This window comes from Thalassospira sp. MCCC 1A02898, from assembly GCF_001618185.1.
Classification (GTDB): domain Bacteria; phylum Pseudomonadota; class Alphaproteobacteria; order Rhodospirillales; family Thalassospiraceae; genus Thalassospira; species Thalassospira tepidiphila.
Genome location: NZ_LPXK01000001.1, coordinates 124,373 through 147,100 on the forward strand (window position 1 = coordinate 124,373; position 22,728 = coordinate 147,100).

Consider the following 22,728-nt stretch of genomic DNA (forward strand, 5'->3'; position numbering starts at 1 on the left):
CCGTAGCTCATCCTTAGCAGGCGGGGAAACGTCCCCGCCTGCCATGAGTTTTAGAATGCAAACGTCAACTGGCGCGGCCAGCGACGTGTATGTGCGCAAACATATTCGCGATTTCCATAACGAATACGCTCGTAAGCACGCACAAAAACACGGCTTTCTTGCATCAATAAATTCCTTATTGCCGGAATTGAATTGAAATCGGCAAGAAAAAGTGCATAATTAATGGGCACTTAAGGCATGCACAATGCTTGCCGAAGGCTTGATACAGTGCTCCATTTTGGGCTTGTAAACCAAAATGGGTGCTACAATTTGAGCTTTTAAAACCAAAGGCATAACGGTCCTTGCCGACCTCCATGTGTTAGCGGTTTATGCGCCACGGAATGGCCGCCAAGCAGATTCCGTGGCGCAAATTCTTCAGTCAAAAACGCTGCTCTTCGCTCGTTTGGCAGTTAGGTACTGAACCAATTTCCAAATCGCCTCTTTAACGTCAACGTCAAGGTCGTCTTCGGTCATTAGATCAACCAACTGATGTTCCAATGGCTTTACTGGAGCAGGACGCTGAACTGGCAACTCGCTCTCTGCTTTCGGCTCATTACCATTGTTCTTTTTTCTCTGTTTGGAACTTTTTCTAGAAGACGAAGATGACGCAATTGGTTTGCGTGCTTTCAAGTGCGAAGACAACGGAACCTCCGCAAAATTTGCTGCAGAAATGAAAAATGCAGCTGATTTATCTACGGTGGAGCCTTTCACATCATAAATTTCGCGTAGATGCTCATCGAACTGGCCAGCCGTTGCAGTCTCCAGATCAATTGAACTATCCCAGAGCGATGAATAGCCAACTCGCAAAATATCCCTCAATATTTGCTTTCGATCCTCGTCAGAGGAATTGACGAAGTCGACAAATTGTTTCGAAGGGATTCCGTTTTCGTCGATCAAGTCCAAAGATTTCAGAGCAGAAATTGTGCTATAAATAACGCTGCCAGACGCTGCACCAAAAACGGTCTTGTCGATTCTGTTTGGCACGCCATCATCCCGCAACTTATTGGAAAAGTTGATAAAAGAAGAAAACGTTGCGTACGGCGCAGACTTTGATGACTGAGAATCGGCCATAAATCACCATAATTGTTTTATGTGTGGCTTTGTCCTAAATACCAAATCGCCACACACAAATCAAACTGATTCGAAATAAGCCGAAAGATCGTCTCCTTTTCCTCTGAATATTTGTTCAAAAATCGATTTTGTGCCCACCCGGCACGGGCGTTTTGCGTAATTAATAAAAGTCGAACTTCCCGAAGCCTATTATGTCTTACGCAGAAAAACATGCATGTGCCTGTGGGGAGGTTTTTGATGATTGCTGCTTTTGCCCTGATCCTTGTCTGCCAGCTGTTTGGCGAAGTGGTCTCGGAACTGTTTGATCTGCCGGTTCCCGGCCCGGTCATCGGTCTGGTGCTGCTGTTTGTCGGCCTTCTGATCAAACGTAACCCGCCCAAGGTTCTGACAGATGCCGCAGATAATCTGCTGATCCATTTCTCCTTGCTGTTTGTTCCGGCCGGGGTGGGCGTTGTGACGCAGATTGACCGCCTCAAAGGTGACTGGTTGCCGATTGCCGCCGCCCTGATCATTTCCACCCTGCTGGCCATGGTGCTGACCGCCCTTTTGATGTCGAAACTGCTGCCCAAGGCCAAACCGGGCGAAAGTCTGGAGGACGGGCAATGAACGAGACCGATATCACCCAGCTTTGGGTTTACCTGTCGGCCAAACCGCTGACCGGGCTGACCATCACGCTTGTCGCTTATGCCATCGGCTTCTGGCTGTATCAGAAAAGCGACCGCAACCCGATCTGCAATCCGGTGGTCATCGCCATTGCCCTGATTGCTCTGTTGCTCAAGGTCACCGGCACACCCTATGCCACCTATTTCGAAGGCGCGCAGTTTGTTCACTTCCTGTTGGGTCCGGCCACCGTGGCCCTTGCCGTCCCGCTCTTCCGGCAGACCGAAACGCTGAAACGTGCGTTGCCAGTCATCGCGTTCGGGGTTTTGTTCGGATCACTGGTTGCCAGTGCCAGCACCGTCATTCTGGCCTGGGCACTGGGCGCAAGTCCGGAAACACTGGCATCCTTGGCCCCGAAATCCGTCACCACCCCGGTCGCCATGGGCATTGCCGAAAATATTGGTGGTGTTCCGGCCCTGACCGCGGTTTGCGTGATTGCGACGGGCATCGTTGGCGCAACCCTCGGCCCGATGGTGATGAATATGGCCCGTCTCAAGGACTGGCGCGCACGCGGCTTTGCCATGGGGGTAGCATCACACGGCATCGGAACGGCGCGGGCGTTTCAGGTCAATGAAACCGCCGGGGCCTTTTCCGGCCTCGCCATGGGGCTCAATACCCTGGCCACCGCATTGACCATCCCGTTCCTGTGGCACTGGATATTTGGCTAAACAAAAAAGGGTGGGCATATGCCCACCCTTTTTCAATTTGGTTCCACGGCAGGTATCCCGCCGCAAACGTGATCCGATCAGCCTGCGCGCAATTGCGACAGAAAGTTCGACACGGTCTTTTGCAGGCTATCGATCTGCTTGGCCATCGCACCAACATTCTGATCAAGTTCACTGGCGGCTGCCCCACTGCTAGCCGCGGCTTCGTGAATCTCGTTGATGTTGGCGACAACCTCGCTCGAACCCGACGATGCACTGGTCGCGCTGTTGGCGATTTCATTGACGGCGGCGTTCTGTTCGCTCACTGCCGATGAAATGCCTGCTGCGATTTCGCTGATCGATGAAATCGTATGCGTGACCTTTTCAATTGCCTCGACCGTGACCCTGGTCTCGCCCTGAATCGCCCCGATCTGCTGGGCGATTTCGTCAGTTGCCTTGGCGGTCTGGTTGGCAAGGTTTTTGACCTCTTGCGCCACAACCGCAAAGCCCTTGCCGGCTTCACCAGCACGGGCGGCCTCGATTGTCGCGTTCAGCGCCAGAAGGTTGGTCTGGGCCGCGATGTCGTTAATCAAACTCACGACTTCACCGATGCGCTCGGCTGCTTCGGCCAGACCACCAACCATTTCGTTGGCACGCGATGCTTCACCGACTGCGGTTTCGGCAATCGCTGTCGATTCACGGACCTGATCACCGATGCCGCTGATTGAGGCGGAAAGTTCTTCGGTCGCGGCTGCAACCGTTTGAACGCTCTGGGCCGAATCATTGGCGGCCTCAGACACCCGTTGGCTTTGGGTCAGGGAATGATTGGCCGATTCACGCATCAGTTCGGTGGATTTCTGCATGCCGGTCGACGACTGGCGTACAGATGCAACGATCTGGCCAATGGATTGTTCAAGCTCGTGGGCCAGACGGTTGCGCTGTTCCAAACGTTCCTTTTCGGCACGTTTTTCCGCTTCCACCCGGGCGGCCTCGGCCTCACCCATTTTTTCAGCCGTTTCACGCCAACGCACAAGACCATTGGCAATCACGCCAATCTCGTCCTTGCGATCGGTAAAGGAAACTTCCTCGGAAAAGTCACGTTCAACAAATCGGGAAATCGTCTGACCAAGATCACGCAGCGGTCCAAGCTGCCAGCGCAGCAACAGGAACAGCAACACAGCCGACGCGATGGCAACGATAATACCGACAATCGCGATCCGCAGTTCGATCTCGGTCGCCACTTCGGCAACCTGTGCCTTCTCGATCCCGACATAAAGAATGCCAAGCGTATCGCCCGACGGCGATGTAATCGGCGAATATTGCGTTACATATTGCGTCCCAAGAATAAGCGCCTCACCCCGGAACGTATTACCCGACATGATCGGCTGATAGGCCGCACTGCCCTTGCCCAGCATGGTACCAACCGCACGCTGACCGTCCGGCTTGATAATGTTGGTCGAAACACGCACGAAGTCCTGCTCTGCCGGGACAAAGGCGAACACGGTCGCCGTCTGGCCGGTGGCGGCCCCGATCGAGTCAATCAGGTCATGCGACGACAGATCCGGAATTTCGGGAATGACGAGATCGGTGGTTTCACCGTCTTCGCTGATCTTCATGGAAAATTCGGGATGATTATCCTGGAAGATTGTCGCAGCAACGCGAAGGTTCAGTTTCTGCGATTCAAGACTGTCACTTGCCACCTTGTCATCGATGCGCTGCATGATCAGCAAGCCCAGAAGCGCGATGCCCGCAATCAGGATCGCAACGGCGGCGAGTGCCACCTTGAAAATCAAACTTTTCGACATACTTACTCTCATTTCATCGTTGGTCACCGACGAGCCCCTCTAGCAACTAGATCGGCGGTTCAGCATCTTCCCGGGTCTTGGTCGCCTGATTCAGCAGAGATATAAGATATACAATCCTATAAATTAAACTTTAGTATAGAGCAATACTATCGTACATACCTTTTGCAACCTGAACGCGAGTCAACCAACTAAAGATTAATTAATAGTGTAATTACAGTTCGTTACCGATAGGTGAACACCTACCCATAAGATGAACAACCATATCAATAAGCGTCATATGGGGAGTGGCAGACAGAAAACCGAAAAAAATTTCGCCTGTGCCTCGTTTTTTCTACAACGAGGTCCGGGAAGGATGAAATGCGCACAGGTAATGCGCACAGGTAATGCGAAAAGGTCAGGCTGAATATTCGTCTGCTGAATTTGGTTCAGACGCTGAACGGATCTCGATCTGATCGGGTGTCAGTAATCGACCTTGACGAAATAAAGCCCGTCGGCCGGTGCGGTCGGGCCGCCGGCACTGCGATCCTTGGCCTCAAGGGCCGTTTTAACGTCAATCGGCTTCCAGGCACCCTTGCCGACCAGAACAAGTGTGCCAACCATATTGCGCACCTGATGATGCAGGAAAGACCGGCTTTCGGTATGGACGCGGATTTCAAGCGGGTTTTCGATCCCGCGCGTGACTTCAAGCTTTTCCAGCGTCTTGATCGGACTTTTGGCCTGACATTCACTGGCCCGGAAGCTTGTGAAATCAAACGTCCCGATCAGGTGCTGGGCCGCTTCATTCATCGCATCAATATCAAGCGGCTTATAAACACCCCAGGCCAGCCCCGCCTCAAAGGTCAGGGGGGCGCGGCGATTGATGATGCGATACATGTAATATCGTTTCTTTGACGAAAACCGCGCATGGAAGTCTTCCGTGACTTCCTCGCATTCCTTGATCGCCACCGGATCAGGTTTGAGGTGATGGTTGATCGCATTCATCACCGCTTCCGCCGGGTAGTATTTCGGCAGATCGAAATGCACCACTTGGCCCAGTGCATGCACCCCGGCATCGGTTCGGCCCGACACATAGACGCGCACGAATACACCGGCGAATTTTTCGATCGCGGTCTCAAAGACCTTCTGAACCGAAATCACTTCGTCCTGGTACTGCCAGCCGTGATAAGGGCGGCCATCATATTCGACGGTACATTTATAGCGCTGCATGGGCTGTTTTATATCGCCTGATCCAAAAGAAAACGAGGGGCAAAAATGCCCCTCGCTTGCCGCTCCACAATTGCTTGCGGAAACTTACTTCATGCCGTCGCGGTCAAAACCAAGACGCAGACGCAGCGCATTCAGCTTAATAAAGCCTTCTGCATCGCGCTGGTTGTAAACGGTGTCGGCCTCGAACGTGACATGCTCTTCGGAGTAGATCGAGTTCGGCGACTTGCGGCCGGTGACGGTAACGTTGCCTTTGTACAGATCAAGGCGCACAACACCGTTCACAGTACGCTGGGTCTCGTCGATCAGGCGCTGCAGGGCCTGACGTTCCGGCGACCACCAATACCCGTTATAGATCATCTCGGCATAACGCGGCATCAGCTCGTCCTTGAGGTGACCGGCGTTGCGATCAAGCGTGATGCTTTCCATCGCACGGTGTGCAACCGACAGAATGGTACCGCCCGGGGTTTCGTAAACACCGCGCGACTTCATGCCGACATAACGGTTTTCGACCAGATCCAGACGACCAATGCCGTTCTTGCCAGCAACTTCGTTCAGTTTGGTCAGCAAAGTGGCCGGGCTCAGGCGTTCGCCGTTGATCGCAACCGGGTTGCCCTGCTCGAACTCGATCTCGATCGTGGTGATCGCATCGGGGGCGTTCTGCGGCGATACGGTGCGCTCGAACATATTTTCGTCCGGCTTGACCCACGGATCTTCCAGCGCCTTGCCTTCATAGGAAATGTGCAGAAGGTTCGCGTCGGTCGAATAGGGCGGCTCATCGCCACCAAGCTTGTCAGCTGAAATCGGAATCTGGTGTTCGCGGGCAAAGTTCAGCAAAGCCGTACGCGAGTTCAGCTTCCATTCGCGCCACGGTGCGATGACCTTCACGTTCGGCTTAAGCGCATAATAGCCCAGCTCGAAACGGACCTGGTCGTTGCCTTTGCCGGTCGCACCATGGGAAACGGCATCTGCACCGACTTCTTCGGCGATTTCGATCTGGCGCTTGGCAATCAGCGGACGCGCGATCGAGGTACCGAGCAGGTAAACACCTTCATAAAGGGCATTGGCGCGGAACATCGGGAAGACGAAGTCGCGGACGAATTCTTCGCGCAGATCGTCGATGAAGATCTGTTTGACGCCGAACATCTCTGCCTTTTTGCGGGCCGGTTCCAGCTCTTCGCCCTGGCCGAGGTCGGCGGTGAAGGTCACGACTTCGCAGTTATATTCTTCGCGAAGCCATTTCAGGATGATGGAGGTATCCAGACCGCCTGAATAGGCAAGGACGACCTTTTTGACCTGATCGCTCATGGGAGTGACGCCTTTCTTCTTCCGATGTAATGCAGGGCGCGGCACCTAACGCCTGCGTCCTGTCGGGGCTGCAACCCATATGTCGCAAATCGCCCCTAGACCTTGAGCGCGGAGTATAGGAAAACACTACTAGGGGGCAAGACCCAAGATGGGCTTGGCCCGAAAAAGGCACAAAAAGATCGCACTTTTTGCCTCTCTTTTGGAAAAATCCGCGCCGAATGCTCAAGAATACCGAAGAAACCGAGATCGATATGCCCAAAATCGGCCCGCTGCCGGTGCGATTGCGGCCAAGTGCGCGCGCGACGCGACTCAAATTGCGCATTGATCCGGCATTTGACGGTGTCGAAATCGTCGTGCCCAACGGGGTTTCGCGCAAAATGGCGATTTCGATGCTCCATCAGCATGGCGATTGGGTGGCAGCCCACATGCAACGCCTGCCCGAACGGGTTCAATTCATGCCCGGCGCGTGGATTCCCTTCATGGGCCATGATCACGCCATCCGTGCCGTGCCCGATGCCAAACGCGGAGTCTGGGTTGAGGCGGGCGTGATCTGGGTCTCAGGCCAGCCCGAACATACCAACCGCCGGGTGACCGATTTCCTTAAAAAGCAGGCCAAACTTGAAATCGCCCCACGCGCCCATGCCTATGCCGAACAGATCAACAAAAAGGTCAATCGCATCTCGCTCAAAGACACCCGCACACGCTGGGGCAGTTGTTCATCCTCGGGCAATCTGTCTTTCAGCTGGCGGCTGGTGCTGGCGCCGGAAGATGTGCTTGATTACGTCGTCGCCCACGAGGTCGCCCACTTGCAGGAGCTTAATCACTCCGCACGTTTCTGGGCCGTGGTCGATGATTTGTATGGCCCCTCGAAAAAGCAGCAACACTGGCTCAAGAAACATGGCGCAGCCCTGCATCGCTACGGTGCTGGAAGCGCGTAAATATTGAAATGTGAGGAACCCTCACATTTACTCCCAAAGGACGTAAAGCATGCTGATCCCGTTGGAAACCCTTGCGATTTTCATTCCCACTGCCCTGGCGCTGAACATGACGCCGGGCAATGACATGCTGTTTTGTCTGGGACAGGGAATCAAATCCGGGCCGATTGCGGGCAATGCGGCAAGCTTCGGGATTGCCACCGGTGCGCTGATCCACACCATGCTTGCGGGACTTGGACTGGCGGCGCTTGTCGCGGCCCATCCGGTGGCACTTGATGTGTTGCGCTGGGCGGGGATTGCATATCTGGTGTGGCTGGCGATTGGCGCATTTCGAAGCACCGATCAGCGCCTGAAACCAGCACAAACCAAGCGTTCCGGGGCCTTTACTGCCTGGCGCGACGGGATCGTCGTTAACCTATTGAATCCCAAGATCATTGTCTTTGTGCTGGCGTTTATTCCGCAGTTTGTTGATGCGTCGCGCGGGTCGGTGTTGTTGCAATTCCTGATTTTCGGGCTGATTTTGAATATCGGCGGGACGATTATCAATTGTCTGGTGGGGAGTTTTGCCGGGAAAATTGGCCAGGTTCTGTCGCGATCTGCGAAGATTGCGCGCGCCTTTCAGATCGCCACCGGCTGTATCTTTTTGGGCCTTGCTGCCAAGCTGGCGTTTGACCGGAAATAATGAATAATCAGGGTCATTATTCAAATTCAGTGAATAATAGGCCGATACCGGCGTATCACCCCAAATAGGGCCAAATCAAATCCTCATACAATACAGCCGCTGGCCCGCAGATTTGGCAATTCGGCGCGCAGGAAGGCGAGAAACCGTTTTTCCACCGCACTCAGTTCACGTGACGCGGTAAACAGCGCCACATCCCATTCGATGGTCGGGGTCAGGGTGCGGGCGACCACCTTGTTGGTGTCGACCAGAAGGGCTGCGAACGGGTCACTGACCGAAATACCGACATTGCGTTCGACCAGACGCGAGATCGTGCGGATCGTGCGGGCCTCGACCGCGATTTTGCGCGGCCAGCCGGCAATCTGGAAAATATAGTCGATCTTGGTGCGAAGCGGCGAGCCAATGGAAAGTTCAACAAAGTCCTCGCCGCGCAGCAAATCGATATCAATGGTTTCAAACTTTGCCAGCCTGTGATCGACCGGCATCAGACAGACGGCGCGCGATTGCGCAAGTGGGGTGATCACCACATCGGGGTCTTGCAGATCAAGGGTGATGCCGATGCCAAGATCACACTGGCGGGTGGCAATCATGTCGAGCATCCCTTCGAGACCCGTATCGGTAATACTGATCGAAACCTTGGGATGGGCCTGTTTGAACTTCGCAACAACATCAAGCAGATAGGTATCAACATAGATCGGCTGGGCGGCAATACGGATCGCACCCAACTGATCATTGGCAATCGCACGCGCCTGGGTTTCGACTTCGCGAAACGCGTTTAACGACCGCAACACGGTTGCGTGGAACTGCTGGGCCTCGGACGTCGCGATCAGCTGATTGCGTTTGCGGGTAAACAGTTCAAAACCGACCGATTTTTCAAAGTTGTTCAACAGTCGGCTGACCATCGGTTGGCTGATATTCATCGCCTGGGCCGCGCCCGTCACAGAACCGTGGGTCATAAAGGCATTGAAGCTTTCGAGTTCGCGCAATTTCATCGTGCTTTCCCAAATCCGGATTTCGGCCGCTGAATGCTGTTCAGTATGTAAATTAGTTATACTGGAATTAATTTTTTGCGTCACCGGTTATAGTTTGTCTATGCAAGAAGGCACAAAAACAAAAGACAGAGTGAAAACCAGTCTGAGCTTCGGCAATTCTGCCACCACCACCCAGGGAGACATGAAAATGTTTCACAAGCTTAAGAAAGCAGCCGGGATCGCTGCCGCAATCCTTGCAACCACATCCATGATTTCGACCGCGCAGGCAGACGCCTATCCTGAAAAAGCCATTACGCTGGTCGCACCTTATGGTGCCGGCGGTGCATCTGACCTGGCCGCCCGTGCGCTGGCAGAAACCGCAAGCAACTATACCGGCGGGCAGCCGGTTGTTGTGGTCAACAAGACCGGCAATGGCGGCATGAATGGCGCGCGCTTCGTTTCCGAAGCCGACCCGGATGGCTATACCCTTCTTCTGTCGCGTGTTGGCATGGCGCTTTATCCGGCCGTCTATACCGACAGCCCGGTTGGCTGGGATGCCTACACCTTCCTTGGCATGCTTGAAGCAACCCCGATGATTTTGGCGGTGAACGCCAATTCCGACATCCAGACCATCGACGAGCTGATTGCCAAAATCAAAGACAGCAACGGTGCCACGACCTATGCCGCATCCGGCCCCACCGCGATTGACGGCTTTACGGTTCAGGCATTGCTGTCTGACGTTGGTCTTGACCCGCTGACAGCATCCACCCTCGTGCCATATAAAGGCGGCTCTGCACTGGCCGCTGCCCTGCTTGGCGGTCACGTTGATTTCCTCGCGATTGCTGCTGGCTCACTGATGCCCCACATCGAAGCCGGTAAAATGCGTCCGCTGATGGTCTATTCGCCGAAACGTATGGCATCCCTGCCGGACGTTCCGACCGCGAAAGAACTGGGTTATGCCCAGGCCGGTCAGGTTGGCGGCTGGAGCGGTCTTTATGCGCCCAAAGGCCTTCCGGAAGACGTCGTAGCCAAATGGACCGAGATCCTTGGCCAGGTTGCGACCGATGAACAGTGGCTTGATCTTGCCGAGAAGCGTGGTTCGACCTCGATCATCGGCGATGAAGACCCGGCTGCCTACGTCAAAAGCCAGTTCGAGCTTTATAACGGCATGGCCAAGAAGTTCGGCTACATCCAGTAAGCAGACGCTTTTTAATTCAGACTTTTGATGCGAGACGGAACCATGAACCAAAATCGTGATTTCTATGCCGGACTGGTGGCAACGGTGTTCTTTGCCGTCATCCTGTTCGTTCTGATCCCGATCTATGTGAAGGTTCCGTCTTTCATTCCGGGCTTTGCCCCGCCACCGGATATGTGGCCAAGGGTTGTGTCGATTGTCGGACTGGTGATGGGGGTTCTTGCGCTTGTTCTGGCCTTCCCGAAAATGCGCGAAGCTGGCCGTAACCGGGTCGAAGGTTTTGGCAACCGCATCCTTGGCAACAAGACCCATCTGGTGCGTTTTGCCGGTATCCTGATCGTGTTTGCCGCCTTTGTATATGGCATGCCGCTGATCGGGTTTGTTCCGGCGACGGTTTTGTTGCTTGGCGTGCTGTTTGTCATGACGGGCAATTTCGAACGCAAGTTCTGGATGATCGGCCTTGCGGTCATTTTCCCGGTTCTTTTGTATCTGCTGTTTACCGAAGTCACGCATACGCCCTTCCCCAAGGGCAAGCTGTTGTCGGCGAACATTTCCCACCTGACCACCCTGATCTGATTGAGAGTTCATCGTTATGTGGAATGAATTGCTTTACGCCTTTCAGGAGGTGGCAACGTTACCGAATTTCCTGGCGATGTTTGCCGGAATCTGGGGCGGTGTGATCATTGGCGCGATCCCGGGCATGACCGGGACCATGGCCGTCACCCTGGCCCTGCCGTTTACGTTCTATCTGTCCCCGGTGACGAGCATTTTGCTGTTGGTTGCGCTTTATAAAGGCTCAACTTACGGCGGATCAATCTCGGCCATCCTGATCAAGACGCCGGGTACCGCATCGGCCGCGTGCACGGTGCTTGACGGCTATCCACTGGCGCGTGCTGGCAAGGGTGGCAAGGCGCTGAACATGGCGTTGATTTCAAGCTGCATCGGCGATTTCATTTCCAACATTTCGCTGTTCTTCCTCGCCATCCCGCTGGCGACATTTGCGCTGCGTGTTGGTCCGCCGGAATTCTTTATGCTGATGGCGTTTTCGCTGACCATTGTGGCAAGTATTTCGGGCCGGTCGCTGGTTCTTGGCATCATTTCGGCCTGCCTTGGCTTGCTTTTGGCGACCGTTGGCGAAGACATGTACGGATCGTTCCGCTTTGCGCTTTCCGAAGACATGAAATCGGGTCTTGGCATGGTGCCGGTTCTGATCGGTCTGTTTGCCCTGCCTGAACTGATCAAGATGATTGTGTTCCGCCCGGAAGATAATGCGGCGGCGATGAAGCTGGGCGATAACCGCCTGACCCTTGCCGAGTTTCGCGGATCGATCAAATCGATCTGTCGCGGGTCGATCATTGGCGTGATCCTGGGCGCAATTCCGGGCATCGGTCCGTCGACTGCGGCGTTCTTTTCCTATAGCGAAGCGCGCCGGACTTCGAAAAACGGGGACAAGTTCGGCGAAGGCGAGCTTGAAGGCATTGCCGCGTCGGAATCTGCCAATAACGGTGCGTGCGGTGCGACCATGATCCCGCTTCTGGCCCTTGGTGTGCCGGGTGATGTGATTACCGGTGTGATGCTGGGTGCGTTCATGATCCATGGTCTGACCCCCGGCCCGCTTCTGTTCCAGAACAATCTGGGCGATGTCTATGCGCTGTTTATCGGGATCCTGTTTAGTTCGGTCTTCCTGTTTGTTGCCGGCAAGGCAACAGCCGGTGCCTTTACCAAGATTTCGCGCATTCCCCAGACGCTGCTTTTGCCCTGCATTCTGATCCTGTGCGTTTATGGCATCTATTCCATCGGGGCGAGCCCGTTTGATGTCACCGTCCTTCTGGTGATGGGTGTGGTTGGCTTTGCCATGATGTTGCTTAACATCCCGGCCGCCCCGTTCCTGATCGCCTTTATCCTTGGCCCGATGTTTGAAGACAATATGCGCCGATCGCTTGCGATTTCGCGCGGTGATCTTGGTGTCTTCTTCCAGTCATGGATTTCATGGGGCTTCTTTGCCCTGACCGTTCTGTTCGTCATTCTGACCATTCGCCGCGAATGGAAGAAATGGCGCGACAATCGCGATGCCACCAACGCATCCGCGTCCTGACCCAAACAAGAAGATAAAAATGTCCAAACCAAACATGTCCCGCCTTCATCATGCCATCGATCTGCTTGGCAAACTGGTGGCGTTCGACACGACGAGCAAAAACTCCAATCTCGGTCTGATCCATTTCGTCCGTGACTATCTGGCGGAATACGGCGTTGAGTCCACGCTGTTCCACGATGAAACCGGGCAGAAGGCCAACCTTCTGGCGACCATCGGCCCCAAAGGCGTGCCGGGTATTGCGCTTTCGGGTCATACCGATGTGGTGCCTGCCCTTGAGACTACCTGGGTCAGCCCGGCGTTTGAGCTGACCGAGCGCGATGGCAAGCTGTTTGGTCGCGGTTCAGCCGACATGAAAGGCTTTTCGGCCTGTGCGCTGGCGATGATCCCGGAACTGGTCAAACGCGACCTTGAAATCCCGTTTCATCTTTGCCTGTCCTATGACGAGGAAGTCGGCTGTATCGGTGTTGGGTCGATGGTCGATCATCTGGCGAAAATGGACACGCCACCGCGGCTAGCGGTGATTGGCGAGCCAACCAACATGAAGGTGATTAACGGCCAGAAAGGCAAATATTCCATGCGTGTCAGCGTGATGGGGACCGCCGGACACAGCTCGTTTGCGCCTGATCACGTCAATGCCATCGAATATGGCGCACGTGCGATCAACCTGATTGCCGACAAGGCCCGTGAATTCGAAGAAAATGGCCCGTTTGATGCAGACTTCACCGTGCCGCACAGCACGATGCTGACCACCACGATCAGTGGCGGGACGGCGACCAACGTGACGCCAGAATATTGCGAGTTTACCTTTGAAATTCGCCATCTGCCTGACCATGACGCCGAAGCGGTGATTGCCGATCTGCAAAAGACCATCATGGACACCCTTGATGCCGAGATGAAGGCCAAGGCAGACGACACCGGCTTCACGTTCGAGAAGATCTTTTCCTATCCGGGCATGGGTGATTGCACGGATGCGGAAGCCTTTTCCTATGTCAGCAACATCATCCCGGAGATTTCCGGCAAGGTGTCTTATGGCTCGGAAGGTGGGGTGTTTGAAAAACAGGGCAACATCCCGTCAATCATTTGCGGCCCCGGCAGCATCGAGCAGGCGCATAAACCCAACGAGTTCATTGAAATTTCGCAAATCGAGGAATGCCTGGACTTCCTCGAAGCGCTCACAGATCAGGCTGCTGCAGCCTGATCTCACCATGACGACGCGCCACCCCGCACCGTCAGTTGGTACCCCGCAGTAGAATGTCTCCCAACCCGATGCTGCACCAACGGGGTTCTGACAGGTGAGAAACTCCCGGCCACATCTCCCCTGATGTGGTCATAGCAAGCCAACTTGAAGACCGGCTCGTTATCGATGCCGGTCTTTTTTTATGGTTTTAGCGGAAATAAGGAAGAATAAATCTGTCGCCTTTTTCGTAATAGAGTTGCAGCGCCCCGTCATGGAGACGGGACGCTGCCTTAGGTTCACTCGTGCCTACCAACTAGAGACCCAGCAGTGCAATAACTACCATGATCACGAAGTAAGCAATTTGAGTTATCTTGTGAATTACGTCTAATCCGTTGTTATCGCGACGCAAATACTATCCATAGCCTTTCAATCTACGACAACAACAAGAGACAACAAACCAGATTGGCTTAGAAATTGGGTTGCATCCCAACCCTGCTACAAGTAAATTTGTAGATGGAAGTTTACTTGTTGTCTTGCCATTGTCTAAGTGGGTCAACAAGAAACACTTGAAGCGAGGGTTGTTACAGCAGCTCTCGCTTTTTGCTTCTCGACTAATATTTTAAAGCTCGTACTTCACAACAGTCCACTAATCTTTGTGGTTGACAGTAATTTTCAAACAACATCTAGCATCAAAGATTATTCAGTGAGATCCGTTGTTAAGATCGAAGCTACTAAACAATTTGTTAATCTTCTCTGAATCGGTCCGGGAGCCGCAGAAAAGCTCGGTTCCAGGTGACAGGCTACTCACATCAACTACAGTTTGTTAATAGTTTAGAAACTTTTCAGTGTGGGTTAACACCAACATGTTGTGTGCGTCCGATTGAAGCGGAACAACTCCTTACCCGTAGAAACGGGGAAAGATATATTTTGGTAGCAAGCTAAACTTGAAGACCGGCTCGTTTATCGATGCCGGTCTTTTTTGTGAACCATCCACAGGGAATACAGGCAGTTTACGAATGTCCTGAATTACTCAGCCACGTTGAGCATATTCACCCATATTCGAACCTCGTTAATAGTGACGTGCGCACGAATTATTCGGCAACGTCATTCCGGGCGAAGCGGAGCGTAGCCCCGGACCCCAGCAACCATCGTGGATTCCCGCCTGCGCGGGAATGACGGATGGGGTGGATGCAGCGGGCAAAGGGCTTGAACGAAAACAGGCGGCCCGAAGGCCGCCTGTAATTTCGGCAAAGACACTTGAGGTGCCTTACTGCTTGGTGTTGCCCGAACTGTAGCCGGCGGTGAAGTCGCGCCAGCTGTCGTCCTCGCCGATCTTTTTAGACCGCGCGAGTGCGGCCTTGCCAAGGGATCGGACCGGGATGTTTTGGTGGGCGTGCAGCATGAAGTCGCGCCAGAGTGCGGCCGGAAGGGCACCGCCGGTGACCTGTTCATCCATCGGGCTGCCATCGTCATTGCCCATCCAGATGCCTGCCACCAGATCGGAGCTGTAGCCGATGAACCAGGCATCGCGGTAATCGGACGTGGTGCCGGTCTTGCCCGCCGACGGGCGGTCGATGATGGCGTTGCGCCCTGTCCCCTTGGACACCACGGCAGCCAGCATGTTGTTCATTTCCCCGGCATGCAGCGGGTTCATCAAGCGGACCGGGAAGTCGTCAGAGCGTTCATAGAGCACTTCGCCACCCTTGCCGGTGATCTTGCTGACCGCGTGCGGGAAGACGGCAAAGCCACCATTGGCAACAATCGCGTAGGCGCCGGTGAGCTCGAGCATCGAGACTTCGCTGGTGCCAAGCGCCAGGCTTGGTTCCGGTTTGAGTTCCGACGAGACGCCCATGTCACGCGCCTTTTGAATGACTTTATCAAGACCGACTTCAAGCGAGAGCTGGACCGCGATTGAGTTGTTCGAGGTTGCCACCGCATCGCGGATCGACATGGTGCCGTGATGCTTGCGATCGAAGTTGCGCGGCTCCCAGCCATCAATGACAATCGGCCCGTCGCGCATCCAGTCATTTGAGCCAAAGCCGTTTTCAAGCCCGGCGAGATAGACGAACAACTTGAAGACCGAGCCCGGCTGACGGCGGGCCTGCGTCACGCGGTTATACTGGCTTTCGTAGTAGTCACGACCGCCAACCATGGCACGCACCGCCCCATCGGGGGTCATCGCCAGAAGGGCGGCCTGCCCGACATGGTGTTCCTTGGCCCCGTTACTGGCGAGTGCACGCAGAAGGTTTTCTTCGGCGATGGCCTGAAGACGGGAATCAAGCGTGGTATAAACCAGAAGATCCTGATCGACATAGCCGACATAATCTTTCACACGATCAAGCACCCAATCAGTGAAATAGCGCACCCCCGGCCCTGCCTGTGCAGCACGTGCTGTGCGCACACGGGTCTGTTTGGCCCGTTCGGCGCGTGCCTTGGTCAGCGCACCGGTCGATGCCATGGCTTCCAGCACGACATTGGCGCGTTCGGCCGCAAGTTTGGGATCGACCATCGGGTTATAGCGACTTGGTGCCTTGGGCAGGCCGGCCAGTACGGCGGCTTCATACAGGTTCAGACGCCTAGGATCGGTACCGAAATAATGCCGGGCGGCGGCGTCAATGCCATAGACGCCCGATCCGAAATAAATCCGGTTGAGGTAAAGCGAGAGGATTTGTTGCTTATCGAATTTGAATTCCAGCCAGATGGCCAGAAGCACTTCTTCGATCTTGCGGCCAAAGGAACGTTCAGGTGACAGGAACAGGTTTTTGGCCAGCTGCTGGGTGATGGTGCTGCCGCCTTCGGCAATGCGGCCAGCCGTCAGGTTGGCCCAGGCAGCGCGCATGATGCCGACGACATCAATCCCGAAATGGTCATAAAAACGGCGGTCTTCGATGGAAACAAACGCCTGACCGACATAGTCGGGAAGGTTGCGGACCTCGACCGGGTTGCCATAGCGGTTGCCATAGGCCGCGAGGTTTTGGCCATCAATACTGATCACACGGATGGACGGTTTGCGTTCGCTTGCGACATCAAAGCTGACCTTGTCGGGCAGACCATAGCCGTAATAGGCAACAACCCCGCCGCCCAGAACCATGACCCAGATCGAGCCGAGCACGATGAATTTGGCAATGGCTTCGGGCCCCGGAATCATATCGCCCAGACGGGCAAAAAGACTGCCGCCTTTCTTGCCCGAACTGCTGACGCGCTTTTTCGGCTTTTTGGAACCTGTCGCGCCTTTACGGACGCTCTTTTTCCTTTTGAATTCTCTTTGGGCCACAAAAGCACCTATCGGTCTGGTCCGGGCGGTGCACACGCCAACCTGCCCGTCATATCCGCACAACCCCAAAGTGCGTCTGACAGGCGATAGCGCCGCATTTTCCGGCGAATTTCAATTTTTATGTCCCAACCGAGGAGGGAGTCCCCCGTCTCCCCGTTTTGCGACGGTTTTATCCGTTATTGTCCGTTTGCACTGTCAACTTGACCCATTTTCCACAGATCCTTGACGCCATCGCCGGCGCGACGGCGTTCAGACGATGCACGGACCATGGAACGGATGGGTAAACCATCATGCGCTTCCAGCATAAATAACCGCCACAAAGACGCAAGTTCTACCTCGCCGCGGACATCCATCTGTGACCGATTGTCATTCCCCGCCCAGACGGTTGTGATCAGATCAGACGAGAACCCGACATACCATGCATCGGTGCGGCCACCGGCCACCGTGCCGTAGCCGGCAAACGGACGATCCAGACGCACTTGCGGGTCGGTGACACTGGCAAACAGAACGTAGGACGCCTGAATCCCCTCGTCGGTCAGGCGCTTTTCCTGCAGTTCCTCGATGCGTTGATAAACAGGGGGGGTGCTATTATCGCCGGTGTAGGACACCCGGTTGATCAGGGTCATCTGGGGTGGTTTGCCGGAATTTTGCGGCAGGGCGTGAATGGCTGTGACGTCGCTGATTGTCACCGGATCAAGGCCGACGACGGTTCGGATATCGCTCGATAGCGGGCTTTTGATGCCGATATTGTGGGCATATTGGCGGACATTCAACAGACCGAAGTGATCGGCAAGGTTGGTTGGCACCGTGTTGACATCACGCACAAAAGCCTCGCGCAGTGAAATCATGCCCATATAGTCGTGATCCGGGTTGATCGGGCGCCAGCCACCCACCGCCATGCGGTTATCGCGCACCCATTGGGCCGGATCGCTGTTTTCATTGAGCGCATAGTAATAGGTCGCGATCTTGATCATCCGACCGGGCGAATGGCGGACATCGGTGACCCGGTTGCGCTGGAACGGTGAGTAATTCAGCCCGCCGATCAGGGCGCGAATGCGGCCTTCGGGGCTGATGGACAGCAATCCCGTCTGTGACGCGCCGCGCGGCTTGAAGCGCAGTTCGGCGATTTCCGGCACGATTTCCTGCGCCAGATTTTGAATTTTCCAGTCGATGCTGGTGAGCACATCAATGTCGCGGCTGCTGTAACCGACAATATCGGCGACTTCTTCGAGCACCATATCGACGACATAGCCCGACAGGACGTTTTCTTCGTACTGCACATCGAGTTTCGGTTCGAGCAAGGTCAGGGCCGACACACGATCCGCCTCGATAAACTTGTATTGTGCGAGACGGGCCAAGATCTTGTTGGCTTCTTCGGCGGTTTCGCGCGGATAAAACAGCGGGCTGAAGGTTTCAGGGTCGCTGATGGCGGCGGCCAGAACGGCGGCCTGATGCAGGGTCATGCGTTCGGCAGGCCCGCCATACCAAAGACGCGATGCCGCCGAGATGCCAAAGATGCCGCGCCCGACATAGGCGCGTTCAAGGTAGCTTCGCAAAATGGTTTTCTTGCTGAAACTCCATTCCAGCCAAAGCGCGACAAGAAATTCCTGGATGTGGCGGCCGGGGCCACTGTCCTTGGTTTTAAAAAAGCTGCGCGCGACCTTCATCGTGATCGTTGAGCCAGGCGCATTTTCGGTGCTGAACATGCGCGCGACATCCGCACCCGAAACCCCCAGATGATCAAAAAACGTCGGATCGGCGGCGGCAACAAAAACGTTCTGAACCCGTTCGGGCAAGGTGGTCAGCGAGACATCCTGGCTATAGTGGCCCTTGATGGTTTCAAGCAGCGCACCGTCATAGCCCAGAATACGGACTTCGGGGCTGCGGACCATATTGCGGCTGAGATCAAGGTTGGACTTGATGGTAAACAGGCTGCCGAAGATGGCAAGGAACAGCAGGGAGAAGCTCAGGCCGAACACGATCATGCGTTTGCGGCGCTGACGTTTGCGGATCTCGCGCAGTTCCTTTTCGGCGATGCGTTTCATCGCTGCGTTGGCCGCTGTCCTGCCGCCTTGTTCGTTGTCGTCGTTTTCTTCTGCCACGCCGAATATCCGTTATTGCTCGCGGTTTTTGCTTATTCTCTGACAGTAAAGCGCCAAGCCGTTAATAAAGTACTTTAAATCGCCAGATTTATCATACGAACGTATGGTAACGCCGCTCGTAAGAGATGTGATGGCCGCGACGATATCCGAACGTGCGGCGGGTGACTGTGATCAATGATATGGCGATGCAGATTTTGCTTGCCAACTTGCGCCTATCTCTCAATATGTCTCGGTGGGCAGGCGATGGCGTCGCCAGCGTGAGAACGATCAGAAGCACGCGCCCAATCCATCACCAACCATATCCTGAACGCCGGGATCTTGCTTTGTCGTTGTCATGACAGGGGGAGGTCTTTGTCCCTTTGCATGCGCAACGCGTAAAAAAGGGAACGCGCTTATGGATCGCCCGGAATTTTACCGCTTTCACCAAGGTGACCGCGTGCTGCCGTTTGAGGCCGCCGAATATGACGCCCGTCTTGCGGGCTTGCGCAAGATCATGAATGACACCGGTGTTGAGGCCTGTGTTTTCACCTCCATGCATAACATCGCCTATTATTCAGGCTTCCTCTATTGCGCCTTTGGCCGGCCTTACGGGCTTGTCGTGACCGCATCGGAAAGTGTCACGATCAGTGCCGGGATTGATGCCGCCCAACCCTGGCGGCGGTGTCATGGCGATAACATCACCTATACCGACTGGGCGCGAAACAATTACTGGCGCGCGATCCTGTCGGTGACCGGGCCGGGCAAGGTGATTGGCTATGAGGGCGATCATCTGAGCCTTGTGCAAAAGGCGTTGATGGATGAGTTCCTGAAACCGGCCAGCAGTCAGGACATCGCGCCGGCCACAATGCGCCAGCGCATGCATAAATCGTCTGCCGAGATTGCCCTGATCCGCCATGGAGCGCAGGTCGCCGATGTCGGTGGCTATGCCATCCGGGACGCGATCAGGGAAGGGGTGCGTGAAATTGATGTCGCCATGGCCGGACGTGACGCGATGGAACTTGAAATCGCCAAGCGGTTCCCGCATGCGGAATATCGCGATACGTGGGTCTGGTTCCAGTCAGGGATCAATACCGACGGGGCGCACAACCCGGTGACAGCACGCAAGCTTAAGCGCGGGGATATCCTGTCGCTTAACACGTTTCCGATGATTTCGGGTTATTACACAGCGCTTGAACGCACGCTGTTTGTCGGCGAGGTCGATGAGGCCAGCCTGAAAATCTGGGAGGCCAATGTCGCGGCCCATGAATATGGCATGAGCTTGCTGAAACCCGGTGCGTCCTGCGCGCAGGTGACAGAGCAGATCAATGCGTTCTTTGCCGAGCGGGATTTGCTGCAATATCGCACCTTTGGCTATGGCCACAGCTTTGGCGTGCTGTCGCATTATTACGGGCGCGAGGCGGGGCTTGAGCTGCGTGAAGATATCGACACTGTGCTTGAGCCCGGCATGGTGATCAGCATGGAACCGATGCTAACCATTGCCGAGGGCAACCCGGGCGCGGGGGGATACCGCGAGCATGACATTCTGGTGATTACCGAAGATGGCAATGAAAACATCACCGGATACCCGTATGGCCCGGACTTCAATGTGATTGGATAGGATAGCGTGTTGCAAGAAATGGGCCCGATAACGGGCCCATTTCCGGATTGAGTGCGCATCGGACAGGGAGACTGGATGGGCAACCCGTGCGCACCCAATAATGTCACGGTGGGCCAATCAGGATGGATTGGCGCTTAAAACCGTGACATTCGCGCGGTTGAGATTGAGGGGTGTGAAATCGTGGTTTGGCGGCGTGCGCCCCATGGGACCAAGGGCCTCAGGGTCCAGATCGGACAATAGAGGCTGTCTGTTATCCTTTTCGGACACCACCGGCTGCTGGCCGTAAAGCTGCCAGTCGATACCAAGATCGGGATCGTTCCAGGCGATCCCGCGATCATGGTCGGGACTGTAATAATTCGATGCCTTGTACATGACATGGGTGTCGGGCTTGAGCGTTTTGAAGCCGTGCGCGAAGCCTTCGGGGATCCAGAGCTGGTACCAGTTTTCTGCACTGAGTTCGATCTTGATATGCTGCCCAAAGGTCGCGGAGCGCGGGCGGATATCGACCGCAACATCAAGGATCGCACCTTGTGTCACGCGGATCAGTTTGCCCTGAGCATAGGGGCAGGTCTGAAAATGCAGGCCGCGGATGGTGTTGATCGGAACACTGATCGAATGGTTTTCCTGCACCAGATCAATATCACCCACCACCTCGCAAAAATCGTCATAGCGAAAGGTTTCGGCAAAAACACCGCGTTTGTCCCGATGTCGGTTGGGCACAAACAAAACCGGACCTTCGATATCAAACTCGGTAAATTCGACAGGCATTGTTCAATACTCCTTGATCGAGATCGGAACACGGATCAGTTGGCGCGGCACACGCCAGCGATCCTTGTAGGGTTTCGGGACAAGACGGACGAAAACGAGGCTGGCTTCGTCATCAACCGTGCCAAACAGACGGTCTGTGCTGTCTTCGTCGATGATCGACGGATAGGCCGAGAAGGTTTCGCCCTCTGCCGCGTCGCGTTGCAAAGGCTGGCGATAGAGCAATTTGGGTTCCGACCAGTTTTTGAGATCCGTCGAGTACGAATAGAAAAAGCCAGCAATGTCGGGCTCGCCCTTTTTGCGGATGCGATGGAGGTAAACGGTGATGAAACTGTTTGAACCTTCGTGGCGGACCAGCCCGCGGACGGAAGAAACACCCACCGGCCCGACGCGCGCGCATTCGGTTTCGCGCGCCGACCATCCCTGATCGGTCAGGGTTGCGGCCAACTCGAAGCCTGAGCCGTTCCAGACATCCCATCGTTTGGGATCATCAATCGGGGCGCGCACCAGACAATTGCGCGACTCTTCCCAGTTATCGGCGCGACGCCAGACAATGGCGTAGTAGTAATTCTGCCACGAGATGATGTTGGTCACCGTCACATAGCTTGGCGCGCGTTTGCGGTCATCGCGATAGGGTTCAGGCGGCGGAAACGGTGCGTGATGGGGCGGATTGCCGAGATAATCAAAGGTCTTGCCACCATCAGAAGATTTCAGCGTTACCAGGCCATTGATCCAGCAATCGGTGCGTTTTGTCCGGCCCTTGCACGGCATGTCATGGCGATAGGGCATGAAACTGGCACTGCCCAAGGCATAAACATCGCGCCCGTCGCGGGTATAGATCGCCTGAAGCCAGGTGCGGTCATCAAGCAGTTCGGGTACGGCTTTGCCCGCCGCCTTGAAGCGGCTGTCGCAATCGGGTTTCAGGCTGTTAAAGCCATAACCGACAAAGGCCCGGTTCTGAAAGTTGGGCGCAAACAGAACCATTTGGCCCTGATTGTTGCGAAAGGCGCGCGCCGGTGAATCGGGCAGATGATGGTTGTCACATCCGGTGACGTCGCTATCAAAGATGACGGTTTCGGTGCCAGAGACAGTTACTTCGGCGGCCCGCAAATCCGGGTTCCAGCCAAACATGCCACCGACCGACAATCCGATCAGGAATGCCGAGAGACCTGTGATGCGTTTTGAGAAACGAAGTATGCCCAAGGTTT

At 55.0% G+C, this 22,728-nt stretch carries 18 protein-coding genes; 9 read left to right on the forward strand and 9 right to left on the reverse strand.

What is annotated here, in order from left to right:
- Window positions 1–414: 414 nt before the first annotated feature.
- Entirely contained in the window at window positions 415–1,110 is a 696-nt protein-coding gene (locus AUQ41_RS00585) for a DUF5343 domain-containing protein (RefSeq protein ID WP_063085873.1), read from the reverse strand.
- A gap of 237 nt (window positions 1,111–1,347) precedes the next feature.
- On the opposite strand from AUQ41_RS00585, the gene AUQ41_RS00590 reads away from it, so the two are divergent.
- Window positions 1,348–1,716, forward strand: coding sequence for a CidA/LrgA family protein (locus AUQ41_RS00590; RefSeq protein ID WP_063085876.1), 369 nt, complete (start codon window positions 1,348–1,350; stop codon window positions 1,714–1,716).
- Window positions 1,713–2,438, forward strand: coding sequence for an LrgB family protein (locus AUQ41_RS00595; RefSeq protein ID WP_063085879.1), 726 nt, complete (start codon window positions 1,713–1,715; stop codon window positions 2,436–2,438). Before AUQ41_RS00590 ends, AUQ41_RS00595 begins: the two co-directional genes overlap by 4 nt.
- A gap of 77 nt (window positions 2,439–2,515) precedes the next feature.
- On the opposite strand, the gene AUQ41_RS00600 is transcribed toward AUQ41_RS00595, so the two are convergent.
- From AUQ41_RS00600 to AUQ41_RS00610, 3 genes are all read right to left on the reverse strand, one after another.
- Complete coding sequence (locus AUQ41_RS00600) at window positions 2,516–4,219, reverse strand: methyl-accepting chemotaxis protein (protein WP_063085882.1); 1,704 nt, start codon at window positions 4,217–4,219, stop codon at window positions 2,516–2,518.
- A gap of 459 nt (window positions 4,220–4,678) precedes the next feature.
- Window positions 4,679–5,425: a tRNA pseudouridine(38-40) synthase TruA gene (gene truA / locus AUQ41_RS00605; protein ID WP_063085885.1), complete on the reverse strand. Its 747-nt coding sequence runs from the start codon at window positions 5,423–5,425 to the stop codon at window positions 4,679–4,681.
- Window positions 5,426–5,509: 84 nt separating this feature from the next.
- Window positions 5,510–6,730, reverse strand: coding sequence for an argininosuccinate synthase (locus AUQ41_RS00610; RefSeq protein ID WP_008889015.1), 1,221 nt, complete (start codon window positions 6,728–6,730; stop codon window positions 5,510–5,512).
- Between the two features lie 218 nt (window positions 6,731–6,948).
- On the opposite strand from AUQ41_RS00610, the gene AUQ41_RS00615 reads away from it, so the two are divergent.
- Window positions 6,949–7,668, forward strand: a complete 720-nt coding sequence (locus tag AUQ41_RS00615) for a M48 family metallopeptidase (protein WP_063085888.1) — start codon at window positions 6,949–6,951, stop codon at window positions 7,666–7,668.
- A gap of 49 nt (window positions 7,669–7,717) precedes the next feature.
- The gene (locus AUQ41_RS00620) at window positions 7,718–8,347 is read left to right on the forward strand and encodes a LysE family translocator (RefSeq protein ID WP_063085891.1); all 630 of its coding nucleotides are present in this window, start codon (window positions 7,718–7,720) and stop codon (window positions 8,345–8,347) included.
- 83 nt (window positions 8,348–8,430) lie between these two features.
- Here the strand turns inward: AUQ41_RS00620 and AUQ41_RS00625 are convergent, their stop codons facing one another.
- Window positions 8,431–9,336: a LysR family transcriptional regulator gene (locus AUQ41_RS00625; RefSeq protein WP_063085894.1), complete on the reverse strand. Its 906-nt coding sequence runs from the start codon at window positions 9,334–9,336 to the stop codon at window positions 8,431–8,433.
- A 187-nt stretch (window positions 9,337–9,523) separates the two neighbouring features.
- On the opposite strand from AUQ41_RS00625, the gene AUQ41_RS00630 reads away from it, so the two are divergent.
- From AUQ41_RS00630 to argE, 4 genes are read left to right on the forward strand one after another with little or no spacing between them, the layout of a single operon-like run.
- Window positions 9,524–10,513 (forward strand): tripartite tricarboxylate transporter substrate binding protein, encoded by a 990-nt coding sequence (locus AUQ41_RS00630; RefSeq protein WP_008889011.1) that lies wholly within the window; start codon window positions 9,524–9,526, stop codon window positions 10,511–10,513.
- A 42-nt stretch (window positions 10,514–10,555) separates the two neighbouring features.
- Complete coding sequence (locus tag AUQ41_RS00635) at window positions 10,556–11,086, forward strand: tripartite tricarboxylate transporter TctB family protein (RefSeq protein WP_063085897.1); 531 nt, start codon at window positions 10,556–10,558, stop codon at window positions 11,084–11,086.
- Between the two features lie 16 nt (window positions 11,087–11,102).
- Window positions 11,103–12,605 (forward strand): tripartite tricarboxylate transporter permease, encoded by a 1,503-nt coding sequence (locus tag AUQ41_RS00640; RefSeq protein WP_063085901.1) that lies wholly within the window; start codon window positions 11,103–11,105, stop codon window positions 12,603–12,605.
- A 19-nt stretch (window positions 12,606–12,624) separates the two neighbouring features.
- Window positions 12,625–13,803 carry an acetylornithine deacetylase gene (argE, locus tag AUQ41_RS00645; RefSeq protein ID WP_063085903.1) on the forward strand — a complete coding sequence of 393 codons (1,179 nt, stop codon included), beginning with the start codon at window positions 12,625–12,627 and terminating at the stop codon, window positions 13,801–13,803.
- A 1,246-nt stretch (window positions 13,804–15,049) separates the two neighbouring features.
- On the opposite strand, the gene AUQ41_RS00650 is transcribed toward argE, so the two are convergent.
- Window positions 15,050–17,056, reverse strand: coding sequence for a transglycosylase domain-containing protein (locus tag AUQ41_RS00650; protein WP_063085906.1), 2,007 nt, complete (start codon window positions 17,054–17,056; stop codon window positions 15,050–15,052).
- A gap of 176 nt (window positions 17,057–17,232) precedes the next feature.
- On the reverse strand, window positions 17,233–19,158 hold the full coding sequence (locus AUQ41_RS00655) for a transglycosylase domain-containing protein (RefSeq protein WP_063085909.1): 1,926 nt from the start codon (window positions 19,156–19,158) through the stop codon (window positions 17,233–17,235).
- A 394-nt stretch (window positions 19,159–19,552) separates the two neighbouring features.
- Here AUQ41_RS00655 and AUQ41_RS00660 point away from each other — a divergent pair, with 394 nt between their 5' ends.
- A complete protein-coding gene (locus AUQ41_RS00660) occupies window positions 19,553–20,755 on the forward strand; it encodes a M24 family metallopeptidase (RefSeq protein ID WP_063085911.1) in 1,203 nt (400 codons plus the stop codon).
- A 117-nt stretch (window positions 20,756–20,872) separates the two neighbouring features.
- Here the strand turns inward: AUQ41_RS00660 and rfbC are convergent, their stop codons facing one another.
- Window positions 20,873–21,523, reverse strand: a complete 651-nt coding sequence (gene rfbC, locus AUQ41_RS00665; RefSeq protein WP_063085914.1) for a dTDP-4-dehydrorhamnose 3,5-epimerase — start codon at window positions 21,521–21,523, stop codon at window positions 20,873–20,875.
- A gap of 3 nt (window positions 21,524–21,526) precedes the next feature.
- Window positions 21,527–22,723 carry a hypothetical protein gene (locus AUQ41_RS00670; RefSeq protein ID WP_063085917.1) on the reverse strand — a complete coding sequence of 399 codons (1,197 nt, stop codon included), beginning with the start codon at window positions 22,721–22,723 and terminating at the stop codon, window positions 21,527–21,529.
- Window positions 22,724–22,728 lie beyond the last annotated feature (5 nt).

Excerpts from the sequence above, each read along its gene's own strand:
- AUQ41_RS00585 (WP_063085873.1), bottom strand. The coding sequence starts at position 1,110 with ATGGCCGATTCTCAGTCATCAAAGTCTGCGCCGTACGCAACGTTTTCT.
- AUQ41_RS00615 (WP_063085888.1), top strand. The coding sequence starts at position 6,949 with ATGCTCAAGAATACCGAAGAAACCGAGATCGATATGCCCAAAATCGGC.
- AUQ41_RS00640 (WP_063085901.1), top strand. The coding sequence starts at position 11,103 with ATGTGGAATGAATTGCTTTACGCCTTTCAGGAGGTGGCAACGTTACCG.
- AUQ41_RS00630 (WP_008889011.1), top strand. The coding sequence starts at position 9,524 with ATGTTTCACAAGCTTAAGAAAGCAGCCGGGATCGCTGCCGCAATCCTT.
- argE (WP_063085903.1), top strand. The coding sequence starts at position 12,625 with ATGTCCAAACCAAACATGTCCCGCCTTCATCATGCCATCGATCTGCTT.
- truA (WP_063085885.1), bottom strand. The coding sequence starts at position 5,425 with ATGCAGCGCTATAAATGTACCGTCGAATATGATGGCCGCCCTTATCAC.
- AUQ41_RS00590 (WP_063085876.1), top strand. The coding sequence starts at position 1,348 with ATGATTGCTGCTTTTGCCCTGATCCTTGTCTGCCAGCTGTTTGGCGAA.
- AUQ41_RS00600 (WP_063085882.1), bottom strand. The coding sequence starts at position 4,219 with ATGTCGAAAAGTTTGATTTTCAAGGTGGCACTCGCCGCCGTTGCGATC.
- rfbC (WP_063085914.1), bottom strand. The coding sequence starts at position 21,523 with ATGCCTGTCGAATTTACCGAGTTTGATATCGAAGGTCCGGTTTTGTTT.
- AUQ41_RS00635 (WP_063085897.1), top strand. The coding sequence starts at position 10,556 with ATGAACCAAAATCGTGATTTCTATGCCGGACTGGTGGCAACGGTGTTC.
- AUQ41_RS00610 (WP_008889015.1), bottom strand. The coding sequence starts at position 6,730 with ATGAGCGATCAGGTCAAAAAGGTCGTCCTTGCCTATTCAGGCGGTCTG.
- AUQ41_RS00625 (WP_063085894.1), bottom strand. The coding sequence starts at position 9,336 with ATGAAATTGCGCGAACTCGAAAGCTTCAATGCCTTTATGACCCACGGT.
- AUQ41_RS00660 (WP_063085911.1), top strand. The coding sequence starts at position 19,553 with ATGGATCGCCCGGAATTTTACCGCTTTCACCAAGGTGACCGCGTGCTG.
- AUQ41_RS00595 (WP_063085879.1), top strand. The coding sequence starts at position 1,713 with ATGAACGAGACCGATATCACCCAGCTTTGGGTTTACCTGTCGGCCAAA.
- AUQ41_RS00620 (WP_063085891.1), top strand. The coding sequence starts at position 7,718 with ATGCTGATCCCGTTGGAAACCCTTGCGATTTTCATTCCCACTGCCCTG.